Source organism: Streptomyces albus subsp. chlorinus (genome assembly GCF_013302895.1).
Taxonomy (GTDB): Bacteria; Actinomycetota; Actinomycetes; order Streptomycetales; family Streptomycetaceae; genus Streptomyces; species Streptomyces chlorinus.
Map to the genome: position 1 here is coordinate 11,187 of NZ_VJOK01000001.1, position 16,614 is coordinate 27,800.

11 protein-coding genes and 1 pseudogene are annotated in these 16,614 nt (G+C 69.9%); 1 reads left to right on the top strand and 11 read right to left on the bottom strand.

What is annotated here, in order from left to right:
• Positions 1 to 89: 89 nt before the first annotated feature.
• Entirely contained in the window at positions 90 to 5,546 is a 5,457-nt protein-coding gene (locus FM076_RS00075; RefSeq protein WP_173867913.1) for a type I polyketide synthase, read from the top strand.
• Positions 5,547 to 6,167: 621 nt separating this feature from the next.
• On the opposite strand, the gene FM076_RS00080 is transcribed toward FM076_RS00075, so the two are convergent.
• The 11 genes and pseudogenes from FM076_RS00080 to FM076_RS00130 form a co-directional block, all read right to left on the bottom strand.
• Positions 6,168 to 6,338, bottom strand: coding sequence for a hypothetical protein (locus tag FM076_RS00080; RefSeq protein WP_173867914.1), 171 nt, complete (start codon positions 6,336 to 6,338; stop codon positions 6,168 to 6,170).
• 215 nt (positions 6,339 to 6,553) lie between these two features.
• Positions 6,554 to 7,630: a D-alanyl-D-alanine carboxypeptidase family protein gene (locus tag FM076_RS00085; protein ID WP_173874411.1), complete on the bottom strand. Its 1,077-nt coding sequence runs from the start codon at positions 7,628 to 7,630 to the stop codon at positions 6,554 to 6,556.
• A gap of 98 nt (positions 7,631 to 7,728) precedes the next feature.
• The gene (locus FM076_RS00090; protein WP_173867915.1) at positions 7,729 to 9,006 is read right to left on the bottom strand and encodes an ATP-binding protein; all 1,278 of its coding nucleotides are present in this window, start codon (positions 9,004 to 9,006) and stop codon (positions 7,729 to 7,731) included.
• Between the two features lies 1 nt (position 9,007).
• Positions 9,008 to 9,739: a two-component system response regulator CseB gene (gene cseB / locus FM076_RS00095; protein ID WP_173867916.1), complete on the bottom strand. Its 732-nt coding sequence runs from the start codon at positions 9,737 to 9,739 to the stop codon at positions 9,008 to 9,010.
• 203 nt (positions 9,740 to 9,942) lie between these two features.
• The gene (locus tag FM076_RS00100; protein ID WP_243274237.1) at positions 9,943 to 10,779 is read right to left on the bottom strand and encodes a S1 family peptidase; all 837 of its coding nucleotides are present in this window, start codon (positions 10,777 to 10,779) and stop codon (positions 9,943 to 9,945) included.
• A 26-nt stretch (positions 10,780 to 10,805) separates the two neighbouring features.
• Positions 10,806 to 12,317, bottom strand: a complete 1,512-nt coding sequence (locus tag FM076_RS00105; protein ID WP_173867917.1) for an alpha/beta fold hydrolase — start codon at positions 12,315 to 12,317, stop codon at positions 10,806 to 10,808.
• Between the two features lie 114 nt (positions 12,318 to 12,431).
• The gene (locus FM076_RS00110; protein ID WP_243274238.1) at positions 12,432 to 12,734 is read right to left on the bottom strand and encodes a hypothetical protein; all 303 of its coding nucleotides are present in this window, start codon (positions 12,732 to 12,734) and stop codon (positions 12,432 to 12,434) included.
• Positions 12,735 to 12,923: 189 nt separating this feature from the next.
• Positions 12,924 to 13,073, bottom strand: coding sequence for a hypothetical protein (locus FM076_RS00115; RefSeq protein ID WP_173867918.1), 150 nt, complete (start codon positions 13,071 to 13,073; stop codon positions 12,924 to 12,926).
• Between the two features lie 649 nt (positions 13,074 to 13,722).
• Positions 13,723 to 14,343: pseudogene (locus FM076_RS00120) on the bottom strand (class I SAM-dependent methyltransferase).
• A 376-nt stretch (positions 14,344 to 14,719) separates the two neighbouring features.
• A complete protein-coding gene (locus tag FM076_RS00125; RefSeq protein ID WP_173867919.1) occupies positions 14,720 to 15,772 on the bottom strand; it encodes a hypothetical protein in 1,053 nt (350 codons plus the stop codon).
• 290 nt (positions 15,773 to 16,062) lie between these two features.
• The gene (locus tag FM076_RS00130; protein ID WP_207730257.1) at positions 16,063 to 16,404 is read right to left on the bottom strand and encodes a response regulator transcription factor; all 342 of its coding nucleotides are present in this window, start codon (positions 16,402 to 16,404) and stop codon (positions 16,063 to 16,065) included.
• Positions 16,405 to 16,614 lie beyond the last annotated feature (210 nt).

The window sequence follows — 16,614 nt, forward strand, 5'->3', positions numbered from 1 at the left end:
TTCCTGTTTCTCGTCCATATCTCCTGAGGCTTGGCGGAGCGTGCCGTCGTGCCGGTTACAGGACCGTTCGTATGGGAGCTACGCAGCAAATGAGCACTCCGACCGGGAAGCTGGAACCTGTCGCCATCATCGGAATGGGCTGCCGGTTCGCCGCCGGGATCGACTCTCCCCAGGCGTACTGGGCGTTCCTGCGGGAGGGCCGTGAGGCGGTCCGGGAGATTCCCCCCGAGCGGTGGCAAGGGTATGACGACCGCGGCACGGAGCACGCCGCGGTGCTGAGGCGAACCACCAGCCGGGGCTCGTTCATGGAGGACATCGCCGGCTTCGATGCCGCCTTCTTCGGCATCTCCGCGCGCGAAGCACGGCTCATGGACCCACAGCAGCGCATGGCGCTGGAGGTGTGCTGGGAGGCGCTGGAACACGCCGGCGTACCGCCCCTGGACCTGGAGGGCAGCGACACGGGTGTCTTCATCGGCGTCGGCTCCGACGACTACGGCCGCCGCCTCTTGGAGGACCTGCCACGCATCGAAGCCTGGACGGGCGTGGGCAGTTCACCGTGTGCGGTGGCCAACCGGGTCTCCCACGTTCTGGACCTGCGCGGCCCGAGCCTTTCCGTGGACACTGCCTGCTCCTCGTCGCTGGTGGCCATCCATCAGGCGTGCCAGGCGCTGCGCGCAGGTGAGACGCCGCTGGCTCTCGCCGGCGGCGTCATGCTGGTCGCGGGGCCGGGGCTGTCCGTGGTACTCGACGAGGCCGGTGCCACCTCTCCTGACGGGCGCTCGAAGGCGTTCGACGAGTCCGCCGACGGGTACGGGCGAGGCGAGGGCTGCGGCATCGTCGTCCTCAAACTGCTCAGCGCCGCCGTCGAGGACGGTGATGAGGTGCTGGCCGTCATCCGAGGCTCCGCCGTCCATCAGGATGGACGTACCGAGGGCATCATGAGCCCCAGCCGGGAGGCCCAGGAACACCTGCTGCGGCGCGCTTATGAGGCCGCCGGTGTGGATCCTCGCGACGTGGACTACATCGAGGCACATGGGACCGGCACCCCGACGGGCGACCCGGTGGAAGCGGGCGCGCTGAGCACCGTGCTGGGACAGCATCGCTCGGCTTCTGACCCGTGCCTCATCGGATCGGCCAAGACGAACATCGGGCACCTGGAGGCAGGAGCGGGCGTCGCCGGGATCATCAAGACGGTGCTCGCGCTCCAGCATGAGCTGATCCCCGCCTCGCGGCTGTCCACCGCTCCCGACCCGCGCCTTCCGTGGGGAGAGAATGGCCTGCTCCTCGCCACAGCGAACACCCCATGGCCCGCCGGTCCCCGGCCGCGCCGGGCCGGGGTGGCCAGCTACGGATACGGCGGGACAATCGCGCACACCGTCCTGGAGGAAGCTCCGCAAGCGCACCGGGCCCCCGTCGCAGCCGCCCCTGCGGCCGCGGCGGACAACCGCAACGGCGACTTCCCGTTGCTTATCAGCGGCGGCACCGCCGCCGGGATGCGCGCCTACGCCGGGAAACTCGCCGCGCACCTGGCGCAGCGTCCGGAGGCGGACGTCCCGGCGCTGGGCGCGGCCCTCTCGTGCAGGCGCAGCCATCTCAGCGAGCGGGCAGCCGTGCTGGCCGCTGATGCAGCGGAAGCCGTACCGGCGCTGCAGGATCTGGCGAGGGAGGAAGAGCACCCCAAAGCCGTCACCGGGAGGGTGCCGAGGGCACAGGCGCCCGCGAATCCGGTGTGGGTCTTCTCCGGCCATGGCTCCCAATGGGCGGGCATGGGCAGGGACTTGCTGGAGGAGGAGCCGCCCTTCTTGCAGACGATCGAGGAGCTGGAGCCGGTCTATCGCAAGGAGGCAGGATATTCGCTGCTCACCCTGCTCGCCGACGGCGTTCCGGACGACACCGTTCGCATCCAGGCGGCTCTTTATGCCGTGCAGACGGGGCTACAGGCCGTATGGCGCAGTTGGGGGGTGCAGCCTGCGGCCGTCATCGGGCACTCGGTCGGTGAGATCGCCGCAGCTGTGGCGGCCGGTGTCCTCGACACCCGGGACGGTGCACGGCTGGCGTGCCGGCGCTCCGCCCTGCTGGAGCAGGTCGTCGGCCGGGGCGCGATGGCCATGGTGAGCTTGCCGTTCGAGGAGGTGGCCCGGCGTCTGAAGGGACAGCGGGACGTCGAAGCGGCGGTGGCGGCGTCGAGGACTTCCAGTGTCATTTCCGGCACGGCCGCCGCTGTTTCCGCCCTGCTCCAGGAATGGCGGGAAGAGCAGCTCCAGGTGCGGCGCGTCGACTCCGATGTCGCCTTCCACAGCCCGCACATGGAGGCGTTGTGCCCCCGTCTTGCCGCGAGCGTCACCGACCTCGACCCCGCACCGCCCAGCGTGCCGCTCTACAGCACCGCCTTGGACATCCCGCGTGCGACGGCCCGGCGCGATAGCCGGTACTGGGCCGCCAACCTGCGCAACCCCGTGCGCTTCCAGCAGGCCGTCGAGGCTGCCATCGAGGACGGACACCGCCACTTCCTGGAAATCTCGCCCCACCCGGTCGTCACACACTCCATCGACGAGGCGCTGGCGGACTCGGGCGCCGAGAACGGGTACGTCGCCCATACCCTCCGCCGCGACCGCAGCGCCCGCTCCACCGCGCTGCTCAACTTGGCCGCACTCCACTGCCACGGCGCCGCGGTCGACTGGAGTGCCTTCTACCCTGGCCGGCCCGCACGCGACCTTCCCACCACGGCATGGCAGCACCAGCACTTCTGGGCGGATCCTGCTCCCAGCGAGTCCGCTGGGGCAGGACACGACCCCGATTCCCACACCCTTCTCGGCGACAGCACCTGTGTACGCGGTACCACCCGCACGCTGTTGTGGCGCACTCGGCTGAATGAGGACTCCCGCCCCTTCCCCGGCCGCCACCCTGTGCAGGGGACCGAGATCGTACCGGCCGCGGTGCTATTGGCCACCTTCTTCTCCGCGGGCGCCGCCGCCCTGGAGCGCCCCACGTGGCCGGTGCTGCGCAACATGGTCCTGCACACCCCGGTGCCGACCGGCGAGAACCGCGAGGTGCAGGTGGTGTACCAGGACGCCACCCTCAAGCTCAGCACCCGCCTTCTTGAGGAGGGCGGCAGCGCGCCCAGCGGCTGGGTGACACACACCAGCGCCGTCACCGAGCACGCCACAGGGCACGGAGAGATGTGTTCACCGAAGCGGAAACACCCGAAGAGCGGGCCCGAGGTGTCTGGGGAAGTGTCCGCGCACGAAGTGTTTCCGCCGGACCACGTCATCTCCCGGCTGGCCGAACTCCAGGTGGCGGAGATGGGCTTCCCCTGGCGCATCGAGGAACTGCGTCGCGGAGACGGCGTCCTGGCCGCCGAGGTCACCGCGGACCCAGAGGCGTCATTGCCCGCTCCCAGCTGGGCATCCGTGCTGGACGCCGCGCTGTCCACAGCCTCGGTCCTCTTCCCCGGAGAACCGGTTCTGCGCATGCCCGCCCACATCGAGGAGGCCACGGTGTGCGGGCCGCCGCCCGCGCGGGCCACGATCCGGGCACGCCTTCTCCAGCCTCCCGGCCCCGACGGCTCCGGGATGGTCGAGGTCACCCTGGAGGGCCACAGCAAGGACAGCACCCCCTCGCACGACGCCCAGGATGGCCGGGAACGCAGCCATGCCCGGCTGTCCGGACTCACCTACCGCCCGCTGGAAGCCTCCGGTCGCTCTGTGCCCCCGGCACAGCTGCTGCACGAGGTGTGCTGGAGCCCCTGCCCCACCCCTTCCGGCCCGCCACAGACGCTCTCCTCCCTCCACGTCGCCGCCCCCGAGACCCCCGGCACCCTGGAGGTCCTCGAACGCCTGCGCTCGGTCTGCGCACAGAAGGACATCGCCCTCACCACCGGCGGCCCCGGACTGCCCGACAGCGCGGCACTCCCCGACGCCCTCCTTCTGCTGTCTCCGCCGGCCGATCCCGGCGAGGATCCCGACGCTCCCGACCACGCCGCACTCGACCTCATCGAAACCGTTCAGCGACTGGCAGACCAGGACAGCGGCGCGAGCACCCGCATGTGGTGCTTGACCTTCGGCGTACGCGAGGCGGCACAGCGAACGGCACTGACACAGGCACCGCTGTGGGGAATCGGACGCGTCTGCTCAACCGAACACCCCGAAGTGTGGGGCGGCGTCATCGATTTACCGACGACGCCCGAGAACACCGACATTGCCGCGATCCTGCCCCTGCTGCAGCACCCCGGCGCCGAAGAAGTGGTCTCCGTCCGCGAGGGACGCTGCGAGACCGTCCGTCTGCGCGCCGCGCACGCCGCGCCGGCGGAGGGAGCAGAACCGGACACCGGGTCCGCCCCACAGCCGGTGGCGGGCACCGGACCGGAGATCACCTGCTCGCCCGACGGCACCTATCTGGTGACCGGCGGCCTCGGGGCACTGGGCCTTCGGGTCGCCCACTGGCTCGCCGGCCGCGGGGCACGCCGCCTACTGCTGCTCTCCCGCCGAGGTCTGCCGCCTCGCGAACACTGGGACGACCTCAGCAAGGACAGCGACGTCCAGGCCGTGAAGTCCATCCGGGACCTGGAAGCAGCCGGTGTGACGGTGCGGATACTTGCTGCCGACGTCGCCGACCGCGAAGCGCTGTCCGCACAACTCGCCCCGCACCGGCTCCAGATGCCGCCCGTACGCGGAATCGTCCATGCCGCGGGGGTGACCGACAACCGCTGGCTGCGCGACTGCGACGAGGCGTCCCTGCGAGCGGTCACCCGGCCGAAGGTGCTCGGGGGCCTTGTGCTGCACGAGCTCTTCCCGCCCGGTTCCCTCGACTTCTTCGTCCTCTTCTCCTCCGCCGGACAGCTGCTGGACCTGCCCGGCCAGGCCCTCTACGCCGCGGCCAACGTCTTTCTCGACGCGCTCGCCCACCACCGCAGGGCAGCCGGGGCGGATGACACGGTCAGCATGGCGTGGACGAGCTGGCGCGGACTGGGCATGTCCACATCCTCCGAGGCGATCGACGCCGAACTCGAAGCACGCGGAACCGCGGACATCACACCCGAGGACGCCTTCGCTGCCTGGAACATCGCCTCGGGTAGCGCGGCACCGCACATGGCGGTGCTGCGTCTGCTGCCCGGTTCCGCCAGGGAAGACCGGCCCGCCGTCCTGAGTGAACTACAGGCCCCCGCCCCCGAAGGGGAGGAGGCGAACGGCGAATCCGGCGCGCAAGAGCAGTGGGGGCAGCTGTCCGCGCGGGAGCTGCCCGCGGTCTTGCTCGACCACGTCAGCTCCGCGCTGGCCGCTGTCCTGGGTACTCCGGACGCGGGCATCGACCCCCACCGCCCCCTCAGCGAGATGGGCGTGGACTCCATCATGACCGTGTCGCTGCGCAGGCGGCTCCAACAGCTCACAGGAATCCTCTTGCCACCGACCCTGCTGTGGAACCAGCCGACCGCGACCGCCATCGCAGGCTTTCTCGCCGAACGGCTCACCCAGCAGGCCGGCGCCAATTCCGAGAACAGGTCCGAGGCAGCCGAGGGGACCGACGCTGACTCCCGGAGTGGTACGTAGCTCCCGGCCCGGCCTTCTCCACCGCGTCGGAACACCTGCCCGCACCTGCGATCCCTCACCAGACACATCCGCCAAGCCGCCATCACCGACGGCACCGCCATCACCGACGGCACCGAACGCATCACCACACCCGCCCTCGACGCCGTACGACTCGACCACCTCGCCGAACAACACAGGCGCCACACTCGCGGCCGCTAACCCCCACCCACCAGGCAGAACAGCACTGACCAGCACAAACACCAAACGAGCCATTACACGCTAAAGCTACCCACAACAAACCCAGCCCCGCTCAGCACACAAGACACAACCCCAGCTCACACACCCCAAGCTCCCCACCGAAACCGCCCACCCCGCCTCTCAGCAAACCAGCAACACCCCAGGCCAGCCGCCGCCGCGTACACCAACAAACCCCCCTCCGAGCGTTACCGGAGTTTGGGGTGAACGGTGGAGCGGCCCGGCCGTACCGGAGACCGCCGGATGAACTCGCTCGATGGGATCAACTCTTCTGCCGGCACGCCCACCGAGCTCTCGCTGATCTGCGATGCCTCACGGTCCATTTCACATGTGCAGTTGGTATGAAGCGGGTGGTAGACGAGGCTGGATTTGAGTCGTTGCAGGTGGTCAGGCGGAGAAGTCGGCGGAGGTGGTGTGCTCGTACTGGCCCCGTTGCAGGTCCAGGTCCGCGAGTTCGTTGTTCCACGCGTCCGCGAGGGCTTCGTCGTCCTGGGCGGCCCACGCGTCCGTGGATCCGGTCCCAGCGGCGGGTCCGCAGCCGCCGGAGCCCGGCGACATCGGTGGCGATGACCCGCTCAGACCGCCGGTCGGGTCTGTCCCGCGTGGAGCACCACCGTGGGGAGGCGCAAAGTCGCCGCTACCGGCACTTGGATGGGGCGTCTTTGGTTCGCTTCCGAGTGAGTATTTTCCGCCGCCGGTCCGCCACGTCGTACGCGGCGCACATGGGTCGTAGGTGGCACACGTCAGCCCGCTGCTCCTGCGCGTGTCGTCCTTCAGCGCGGGGCGCCGGGGGTCGTCGTCGCCACCCAGCGCCGTACGCTGGCGATCAGCGAGCGGCTGGTGGCGAGTGCCGCGCGCAGGCCGTTCTCGGAGCCGGTGCCGGGTTTCTGGTGCAGGACGACGCCCACGGCCAGCCGGTCGTTGCCGTCGTGGTCCGGCGCGGTGGCCGCCCACATCAGGTTGCCGCCCGCCGGGGAGCTGGATCCCGTCTTGCCGCCGATCACGCCGTCCTCGCCGAGCAGGGTGTTGGTGTTGCGGACGGGGGGCGAGCCGGGCACGTGGGCCTCCCGCTGGGCGACGACGGACCGGAAGGCCGCGTCCCGCATGACTTTCCGGGCCAGCTTGAGCTGGTCGGGGGAGGTGCTGACGGTGGCCGGGTCGATGCCGCTGGGGTCACGGTAGGTGGTGTTGGTCATGCCCAGGTCGTGGGCCGCGCGGTTCATCTTCGCGACGAACGCTTCCTCCGTGCCGGCGTCCCAGCGGGCGAGCATGCGGGCGATGTTGCCGGCCGAGGGCAGCAGCAGGAGTTCCAGTACCTGTCGTTCGCTCAGCCGCCGTCCGGCCTCGACCGCCACGGTCGACTCGGCGCCCAGGCTGGACTCCTGCGCGGCCCGGGCGTCGACGGTGATCCGGGCGCCGGTGCCGCCCGGCGGGATCGGGTGGTCGCGCAGGATGACGTATGCCGTCATGACCTTCGTCACGCTGGCGAGCGGAACCGGTTTCTGCGCGCCCCGGCCTCCCGGGGCGTTTCGGACGCCGAGGCCCGCGACGTGGATGCTGGTCTGTCCTTCCGGCGGCCAGGCCAGGGAAGGGGAGTGCGGGGAGGCCGGGCCGTGTTCGCCGGTTCCCGTGACGGCGCCGAGCGTCACCAGGGCGCCCAGGGCGAGGGTCCCCGCGACGGCGGCGCTGATGCGGCGCGAACGACGCACACGGGCGGGCGGAGGCGGCCCCTCGGACGCCGGTGCCGGGTCGGGAACCGCGGCCGGGGCGGCGTCCTGGCCGGAGGCCGGGGCCGGGCCGTGCGGCGCCCGGTGCGGTTCGGGTGCGGTGGGTGTGTTGGCCGGGCGCATGGGGACACCTCCGAGGAGCGGGTGCGTGACGTTCACGCACCAGATCACCTTGTGCGGTGGAGGTGTCGGGGAGACCGGCGGCGGGGCTCTCGGGCCGCTCAGGTACGTATCGGCTGTGTATCGGCCGGCTGCCGTTCCCGGAGCGACAGTACGGCCACGGCCCCGCCGTCCGGGGCGTTGGCGAAGTCCAGCCGGGCGCCGATGACCTCCGCCTGGGCCAGCGCGATGGTCAGGCCCAGTCCGTGTCCGTGGCCCCGTTCGGACGCGCCGGTGGCGAAGCGGCGCGGCCCCTCGGCCAGCAGCCGTGCGGGGAACCCGGTGCCGTGGTCGCGTACGGTCACCGTCGGCCCCGCCACCGTGACCTCGACCGGCGCGCGGCCGTGCCGGTGGGCGTTGACGACCAGGTTGGTGACGATGCGGTCGAGGCGGCGCGGGTCGGTGTCCACCAAGGGGCCCGCGTCGGCCGTGAAGCTGCTGTCCAGTCCGGTACGGGCGAGGCAGTCGCGGACCACGTCCGCCAGCGGTACCGGGCGGGTGTCGGGGGTTTCGGCGCCCGCGTCGAGCCGGGAGATCTCCAGCAGGTCCTCGACCAGGTTCCGCAGCACCGCCACCCGGTCCCGGACCAGGTCGGTGGCCTCGCTCGGGGCAAGCAGCTCGCTGGCGGTGACCAGGCCCATGAGCGGGGTGCGCAGTTCGTGGGCGACATCGGCGGTGAACCGCTGTTCGGCCCGCAGCCGTCCGTGCAGGCTGTCGGCCATGGCGTCGACGGTGGCGGAGATGACGCTGATCTCGTCGCCGGTGCCCTTGACGGCGGTCCGCGCACTCAGGTCCCCGTCCGAGATCCGGCGGGCGGTGCGGGCCACCGCGCGCAGTCTGCGGTGCGGCAGTTCGGCGGCGAGTGCCGAGACCGGGACGACGATCCCGAGGACGACCAGGGAATACTTCCACATGTGCCGGTCCAGCGCCTGACGTGTGAGCAGGTCCGGGGTCATGTCGATGCACACGGCGAACGGCCTGCCCCGGTGGTCGCGTGCCGCCCACATGCCCGGGTGGTAGGGATCGGCCTCGTACCAGGTGACGGGGGTCTCGGCCGCACCGGCGGGGCGGTCCCGCAGGCGGCGCAGCAGTTCGTGAGGCAGGACGGTGGTGTCGCGCACGACGCCGTCCGGTTCCGTCCCGTCCCGCTCGTAGCGTTCGACGGAGTCGGTGAGGTCGGCCTCCGCCTTGGCCGCGCCGTCGTTCAGGGAGCGTTCCAGGGTGCTGCGGTGCACCAGCAGGCCGACGGTGAGCGCGACGGCGGTGCAGGCCACGGCGACCAGCGAGGCGACCTTCCAGTGCAGCGACCGCCAGTGGAGCAGGGTGCGCAGGCGGCCCACGTCAGTTCCGCCGCAGTTTGTAGCCGAAGCCGCGCACGGTCTCGATCCGGTCGGCGCCGATCTTCTTCCGCAGCCGCTGCACGGCCAGGTCGACCACCCGGGTGTCGCCGTCCCAGCCGTAGTCCCACACGGTGCGCAATAGGGACTGCCGGTCGAGGACGACGCCGGGGTTGGCGGCGAACTCCAGCAGCAGGCGCAGTTCGGTGGGGGCCAGCGCGACCGGCTCGCCGGCCCGGGACACCTCCAGGCCGGCGGTGTCGACGGTGAGGTCCCCGAAGACCAGCGGTGCGGTGCCGTCCGGGCCGGGGGCCGGGGAGGGACCGGCCGCGGCGAACGTGGCGCGGCGCAGCAGCGAGCGGATACGGGCGACCAGTACGGCGGTGTCCACGGGTTTGACCACGTAGTCGTCGGCGCCTGCCTCCAGGCCCGAGACGACGTCCAGGCTGTCACCGCGCGCGGACATCATCAGGACGGGGGCGGTGCTGGTCTCCCGGACGCGCCGGCACAGGCCGATGCCGTCGAGCCCGGGCAGCATCACGTCCAGCAGCAGCACGTCGTGCCCGCCTTCCCGGAAGCGTTCGAGGCCGACGAGACCGTCCTCGGCCGTGGCGACCCGGTAGCCGTAGCGTTCCAGGGCCAGTGCCACGGAGCGGCGGATGGTCTCGTCGTCCTCGACGAGCAGGATCGAGGCGGAGGGGGCCGGGATGCCCTCCGGTGCCGGTACGGCCGACATGCGTTCCCTCCTGATGTGGTGCGGGGCATCATCATGCCCCTCGGCGGGAACGGGGCGTGGCCGCGGGCCCCCCGCCCCGGCACTCAGCCCTCAGCCCTCGGCCTCCGGCGCCGTGTCACATGGTCATCGGCGGGGGTCGGGGCGGGGCAGCAGGCAGCCGGGGCGGTCCAGGTCCAGCTTGTTGCCGGGGACGACGCACGTGGTCAGCCAGTACGTCTGGGTGGCGTAGCCGATCCCCTTGTGGGTGGTGATCTTTCCGTTTTCGCCATCTCGCAGGGGTTGTCCAGGGTGCACTGGCCGCCGTCGTGATTGCTGGTGTTGTTGATGCCCACCACCTGGCCGCCGGAGAGCACCGGGGAGCCCGAGGTGCCGGAACCGGTGTCGCAGGCGGGTGTGTACCGCAGGACGTCCTCCGTGACGTTGCCGGCCTCCAGGACCCGGTAGACGAGCTGGTCGATCTTGCAGGTGAACTCCTTCTTCCAGCTCGCCGACACCACCCGGATGTCCGCGCCGCGCGCCGGCCGCCGGTCCGAGACCGTCAGCGCAGTGACCTTGTGGTCCTCCTTGAGTTCCCGGTAGGTCGTGCCCACCTGGTAGAGGGCAAGGTCCGTGCCGGTCAGGGTGACGTACAGGGCCTTGCTCGCATGCAGCTGCACCGCCGTGTCGCCGGAGGCGTCCAGCACGTTGAACAGGCGGTGCGAGGGCTGGTCCACCAGGACCTCGCCGGGGAGGGGCCGGGCGCCTTCGTAGCAGTGCCCGTTGGTCATGACCAGCGCCCGGTCGTCGTCCCGGGAGGCGGGCGTCCGCACGACCGCGCCGGAGCAGCCGTTGACCTCGACCGTGCCGGTGAAGTCCGGTCCGTCGCGCCGTTGGGCCGCGTTCGCCGGTGCGGCCGGCTTCGTCGCCGTCGTGGTGGTGGCAGCAGTCGTCGCCGCGGCCGGTGTGGCGGCCGGTGTGGCGGCTCCGCCCGGTGCGAACACCGCCAGACCGAGCAGTGCGGCGCCGGCCAGGCCGCCGGTGGTGGTGAGGGGACGTTTCATGAGGGCTCCGAGTCGGGGAAAGGCGGTCATTGCACGCCGGGGCAGGTGCCGTTGGTGGTCGTGCCGTCCCGGAAGAACGCCAGGACCTTCGTGACACAGGGCAGGCCGGAGAGGGAGGAGTGGGCGTCGTCCTCGACAGTCAGCAGCGAGGCGCCCGCCGCCTTCTTGGCCCGTTGCGCCCACACATACGGGGTGATGCCCTCGGTCAGGTGGCCGGAGAGCTGGAGCGGGCTGTCTCCCCGCGTCACGGGTGTCGGCGGGACACGCACGGGCCAGTCGGCGCACTCCGAGGTGAAGTAGCGGCCCCCGGTCGCCGGGGCTGCGGCGCGGCGCGCGTGCAGGGCCTCCCACATCTCGGAGAAGCCCGTGGCACTGGTAGCGGTGTTGCACAGCATCGCGTCGTACTGGAGGGCGTTGAGACCGCCGTGCGGGGACTCGAAACCGAAGGGGCGCCGCTTGGGGGCTGCCTCCGTCCTGGGCAGGGCGGCGGGCTTCTCCCCCTCCAGCACGGGTATCAGGTCGGCCGCACTCGTCGCCCAGGCACTGGGCACATCGGTGACGAGGTCGGCCACCCAGTCCCCGTTCATCACCTCCTCGCCGACGACCCGGGGTTCGCGGTCGAGTTCGTCACGCAGGGCGGTCACCCTGCGCACGATGGCGGCCTTGTCGGTGCCCAGGTGGAACTCGGCGTCGTGCCGGGCCAGCCACCGGACGAAGCCGTCGAAGTCCCGGTCCCCCGTGGCTTCCACGTCCCCGTCCATCGTCGAGTGGTCGAATACCGGCGGCATCACCGAATCCAGCCACATGCGGTGGACCCGGTCGTCGAAGAGCGACCGGTAGGCCAGGCCGACCGCGGTACTGAACGACACGCCGTAGTAGTCGATCTGCGGAACGCCCAGTGCCTGCCGGAAGGCATCGAGGTCACGGGCGGCGTTGGCGGGAGTGAGCTGACGCACGAACTCGGGATCCTTGGCCACGCACCGCTTGTTGTACGCGGACTGGTCGTCGAACTCCGCCTTCGCGCGTTCTTTCGGGCCGGCGGTCGGCGGAGTGTCATCGACCGGCTCCGTGTCGCAGTCGACCTTCTCGCTGTAGCCGGCGCCCCGGTCGTCCATGCTGACGATGTCGTGGTCGGCGGCGAGCGGGCGCAGCCCGGTCTTGAGGACGCCCGCCGGCGCCGACACCTTCACCAGACCCGGGCCGCCCGATCCGTACACCAGAGGCGGGGCCTTCGACGCCGCGTGTTCGGCCTTGAGCCGGCTGACGGCGATACTGATCTTGCGTCCCTCCGGCTTCGAGTAGTCCAGGGGGACGCGTAGTCGGGCGCACTCGGTTCGGGTGTCGTCCGGGTCGGGCCAGTCCTTGGCGACGGAATGGCAAGGACGCCAGGTCAGTTCTCCGGTTCCCTTCGGCGCGGCGGACGCGGCGGACGCGGCGGACGCGGCGGACGCGGCGGACGCCGAGGGCAGCAGCAGTCCGCTCAGGAGCACCGCCGACACCAGCGGTGTCCCGCGGCGCAGCATGATGGGCAGGGGCATGGGGAAGGGCCTCCAGCGGTGAGTCGATCGCCTTCGATGTCGTACGGGGCCAATGTGGTGGGCTGCGGTCTCCGTGCCGTGGCGGTCGGGTATCAGATACCGCTTCAGAAGGTCTTAGTCATGCATCAGTCCCGTCTGCGCGCCGCGGGCCTCCCGCCCGGCGACCCGCCCGGCGTCCAGCGCGACCAGCACGACTGCGCCCCACACGTGGAGGCGGTGGGCGCTGTCGCGGAAACGGGTGGCGTAGAGCTGGGGCATGGGGGCCGGTCCGCCCGCGAGTTCCTGGCCGGTGATGGTGACACCGGCGCCGGCGCCGGTCCCGGTGCGGGGGCGGTGCCGGTGCCGGTGCGGGGGTCGGTGCCGGTGCGGGGGGTCGAAGTGCGCCAGGTGGGGGCCGCCGCTGGACCCGCCCGGCATGCCGCAGGTCTCGCCCCACAGCAGGGGGGCGTCGGGGCCGGGGCGACTCGTTCCCGCGCAGTGGATCTCTCGCCAGGGGTTGCGGCGGGCGGGGCGGGCCGTGTGTATCCCGACAGGATGAGGTGATGTCAGTCGCAGTCGGCCGCCCAGGCGTTGAAGAGTTCGTTGCGTGTGTGTCGCCGCGGTGTGTCAGTCGTCGTGCTGCCACCAGCTCACGCGAGCAAGGCCGGCCAGAAGGACGCCGACGTTACGGGCTGCTCCGGTGACGAGCGCCGCGGAGACCAGGCGCAGCGCGGGCAGCGGCGCCACGTTCTCGCCGGGGAGCATCACGGGTGGCATGGCGGGATCAGCCGCGGGTCTTCAGACCGCCGTCGAGGACGGACCTGCGTCACGGACACGGTCACGGTACCCCCGGTGAAGACAGCGCGCTGGGGGCCCGGCGGCGAGAGACCGATCGCGCGGTGGCCAGCACGGTGGTGGTCAGGCCGGGGGCGCGTCGATAGCGGGCTGCCACGGGCAGGCGTCGAGCCACAGCGAAACACTCGCGGGACAGACGGCCTGCCGCACCGTGTGACCGGGCCGCTTGCAGCCATCACCACACCGAGCGCTGCGATACCCCAAAAGCCCAACTGATCAACCCGGACATGCTGCTGGTCAACGCGCCCCGCGCATCCAGCACCCGCAAAAAGTCCACCGCCTGCCCGCGAGCGAAGACAGCCGGCTTCCCCCCTCCAGGCATCACCCACTGCCTCCCAGACCGTCTCGCAGAGCCCTCCAGCCCACGCCCTGGCAGCGCACGGCCCCACTCATGACAGCCCGCAGACCGCACGCGTACCACGACTGAGGCAGAAACCCCGACGCAGCGCCCAGCGCTGCGGTACAGACCCCCGGTGTCGGGCCTTGCTGAGGGATGCTACGGGCTGACACCGTGCCCTGCGAGTGCCTAGCATTGAGCGGGACACCGTGGAGGCCCGGGAAAGGGTGCTTACTACCCGGCCTCTTTCGGGGAGTGAGCCTGTGCCGGGCGGGAGACGACGAAGACCAACCCCCCGCCCGGCGATCCGGGACATCGCGCACGTCTCCCGCCCCGAACCCGCGCACGGCCAAGTCCCGCTCCACCTCTGGCCGGTCACGGAATCCCCAGATCGACTCGGATGTCCGCACATGCCCTCGGCGAACGCGTAGGTCCAGCGGAAGCTCACCAGCGGTCCGGACACCTCCAACAGACCCACCCAACTGGCCACAGGGCCGACGCCGGTCACATCTGTCACCTTGTACAAGGTCGCCTGTCATGCGTCGGGGTCAGCGATCTTCTGTGCAACGTTCCCGTCATGGTCACAGGTCGACCCGGAGCGGGGGGAAGTGCGGTCGCGTCCGCGCATATCCACTGGACTTGTGCATTGCCGGGTTTGCCCCTGGCCACGTCGATCGAAGCCTGGGCAGGATCGATACCGACCACACCGAGCCCACGCTCGGCCAGGAGGAGAGCGAAGACACCTGTGCCGCAGCCGACGTCCAGCACGCTCGACGCCTCGGCCTCTGCCGCGAGGGCCAGGCAGGCGGACAGGACGCTGCGATCAGGATCGAGTGGGCCGTAGAGCACAGCCAGCCCCTGCTACCGGAAGACTCCGTACCCCATACCAGGAAAATACGGCCCCACAAACGGGCAACGACAGAACCGCCCATACCCGCAGGCCCGTCCATTGCAGACACACAAGCGAGACTGTCTCCGTGGTGATAGGCCAGCACGGGCATACCCGCCATCAAAGAAGCAGCTGCAAAGCCGCCCCAGCACGCACCGCCCCCGAGCAATCCCCACACTCCCTCACCCCCAACCCTCACACCACACCACACCACACCAACAGCAAAAGCGAAGGCAACAAAACCCTCAGAAATGTCAGCCATAAAACCTCAACAACGTCAGCCGTAAGACCGCAACAACCCGACCCACCACAGGCCTGTCGAACGGCGTCGCCCACCCGCCCTCAACTCGCTTGGAATTTCGCGATCCGGCGAGCGAACATTGCGGACATGTCCAGAAGGCGAGTTGGGCCTCGAAGCACAGTGTCCCCGCCCAACTGTTGCACTACTGCGACGAAGGGGCCTTGTCGGAAGAAGACATAGCGACCGATCAACTCCGGCGGTATATCGGCGTCGGGGCTGCCATCACTGTTGAAGTAGGTCTGCTCCCGATACTCGAAGAACTGGCTCTCTTCGCCTCTCTTGGCCAACCGTACTTTTGGGTGATTTGAGTGACGACTGTTGACGGTGAGACCCATATACGCGAGATGGGCCGATTCAGCGTCTGGGAAAGCCAACAGGACGAACTCGACGGAATTACCGGTACCTTTGACGCCATCGTACGTGACACTACCGGCAGATGTGGCTTTGCGGCATTCCGGCACCGCTTGGCAGGCGGAAACGCGAGTGGCACGCGCGAATTCAGGCGCTTCGGATTTGGGGAACAGTTTTGCATCCACGTCGCTTCGTTCGGGGAGCATCTTGCGGACCGTGGCAGTGCCCGCGGCCGACGCCGTGACACTGGGGTTGGAATCGCTCGCGTCGCGCTGGGCGGTCCTCTGCCTGTTCGGCGTGTCATCGGCGTTGATCAGTCTCACGCCGCCGTACGCAGCGAGTGCCAGCAGAATGAGTGCCAAGGCGATTGCCGCTGTGAGTAGCATTCGTCCGGCAGGCGTGTTGTTGATCGTCAGAGGGCCCAGCGCTATCTGGTTGTTTTTCAGTCGGCTGCCCGTGATGACCACACTTCCGGTGGTCTGCTGGGTGGATGCGTGAAGAAGTAAGGCCAGCCGATCAGCAAACTCGGCATCGCCTCTGATTTCGTCGGTGAGAGCGGCTTGCACATCCTGTTGGGCAGTGGGATCGCTCGGGGAGGCACTCAAGCCCTCCAGGGCAGTACGACCGCGAGCGGAGTGGTTCAACCTGTCTTGTATGAGCTGGGATGTTGCCGTGCTGGCCGCACCCCCCAGAACGGAGATCAGAGCCTGTGTAGCCATTGCCGCCAGGTCGTTCTGATTCACTCGAGACCCCCTGTGTCATCTCAGCCGTGACGTTGTCACCATGTTCGTCACACACCGTGACTGCTTCACCAGAGAAGCAAACGGCTCCGGGCGAGAGTGACGCGATCCGCCGCTTTCACGAGTCTGGCACGAACCGGGGGTCGTCAGACCGGATCGGACGTCTATGACTTTCACGGGGTGGATCACACGGTCTGTGCCGGCCTGCCAGGAGCGGGGAACAGCCAGTGCCTTCGGACGGAGTGTATCCATGAGTTCGTACAAAAAAGATGAGCTCGAGCGGGGTCGACTACTCAACAGGTGGTGGGTTCGGTGCCGTTGTGGTGGCGGAGGTAGGCCAGGACAGTGCGGATCCGGCAGTGGCCGCTGTTGTCGGCTGACAGGCCGAGTTTGAGGAAGACACTGCCGATGTGTTTGTGGACGGCGTTGTCGGTGGTGCAAAGCCGCCGGGCGATGGTGGCGTTGTCGTGCCTTTCGGCCATCAGTGCCAGGACCTCACGTTCGCTGGAGGGGGCCGGGGGGGCGACGGGATCGCCGCGGATGGCGCGGAGCTGGGCGATGACGTCGGGGGCCATGGCGGTTCCGCCGGCGGCCACGCGGCGCAGTGCGTCGGTGAACTCTGCGATACGGCTCACTCGGTCCTTGAGGAGATAGGCGATGCCGCCGTGGGTATCGGTCCCGAGGCGGTCGGCGTATTCCCGCTCGACGTACTGGGACAGGACCAGGACGGGAGGCCCGGAGTGGTCGTGGCGGGCCGCTTCAGGTGGATTCGCCGTCGGTGTCGATGCTGGCGAAGCGGGCACGGCCTGGGTGAAGTGCGGGCGGCTGTCAGGCAGTGCTCCGCC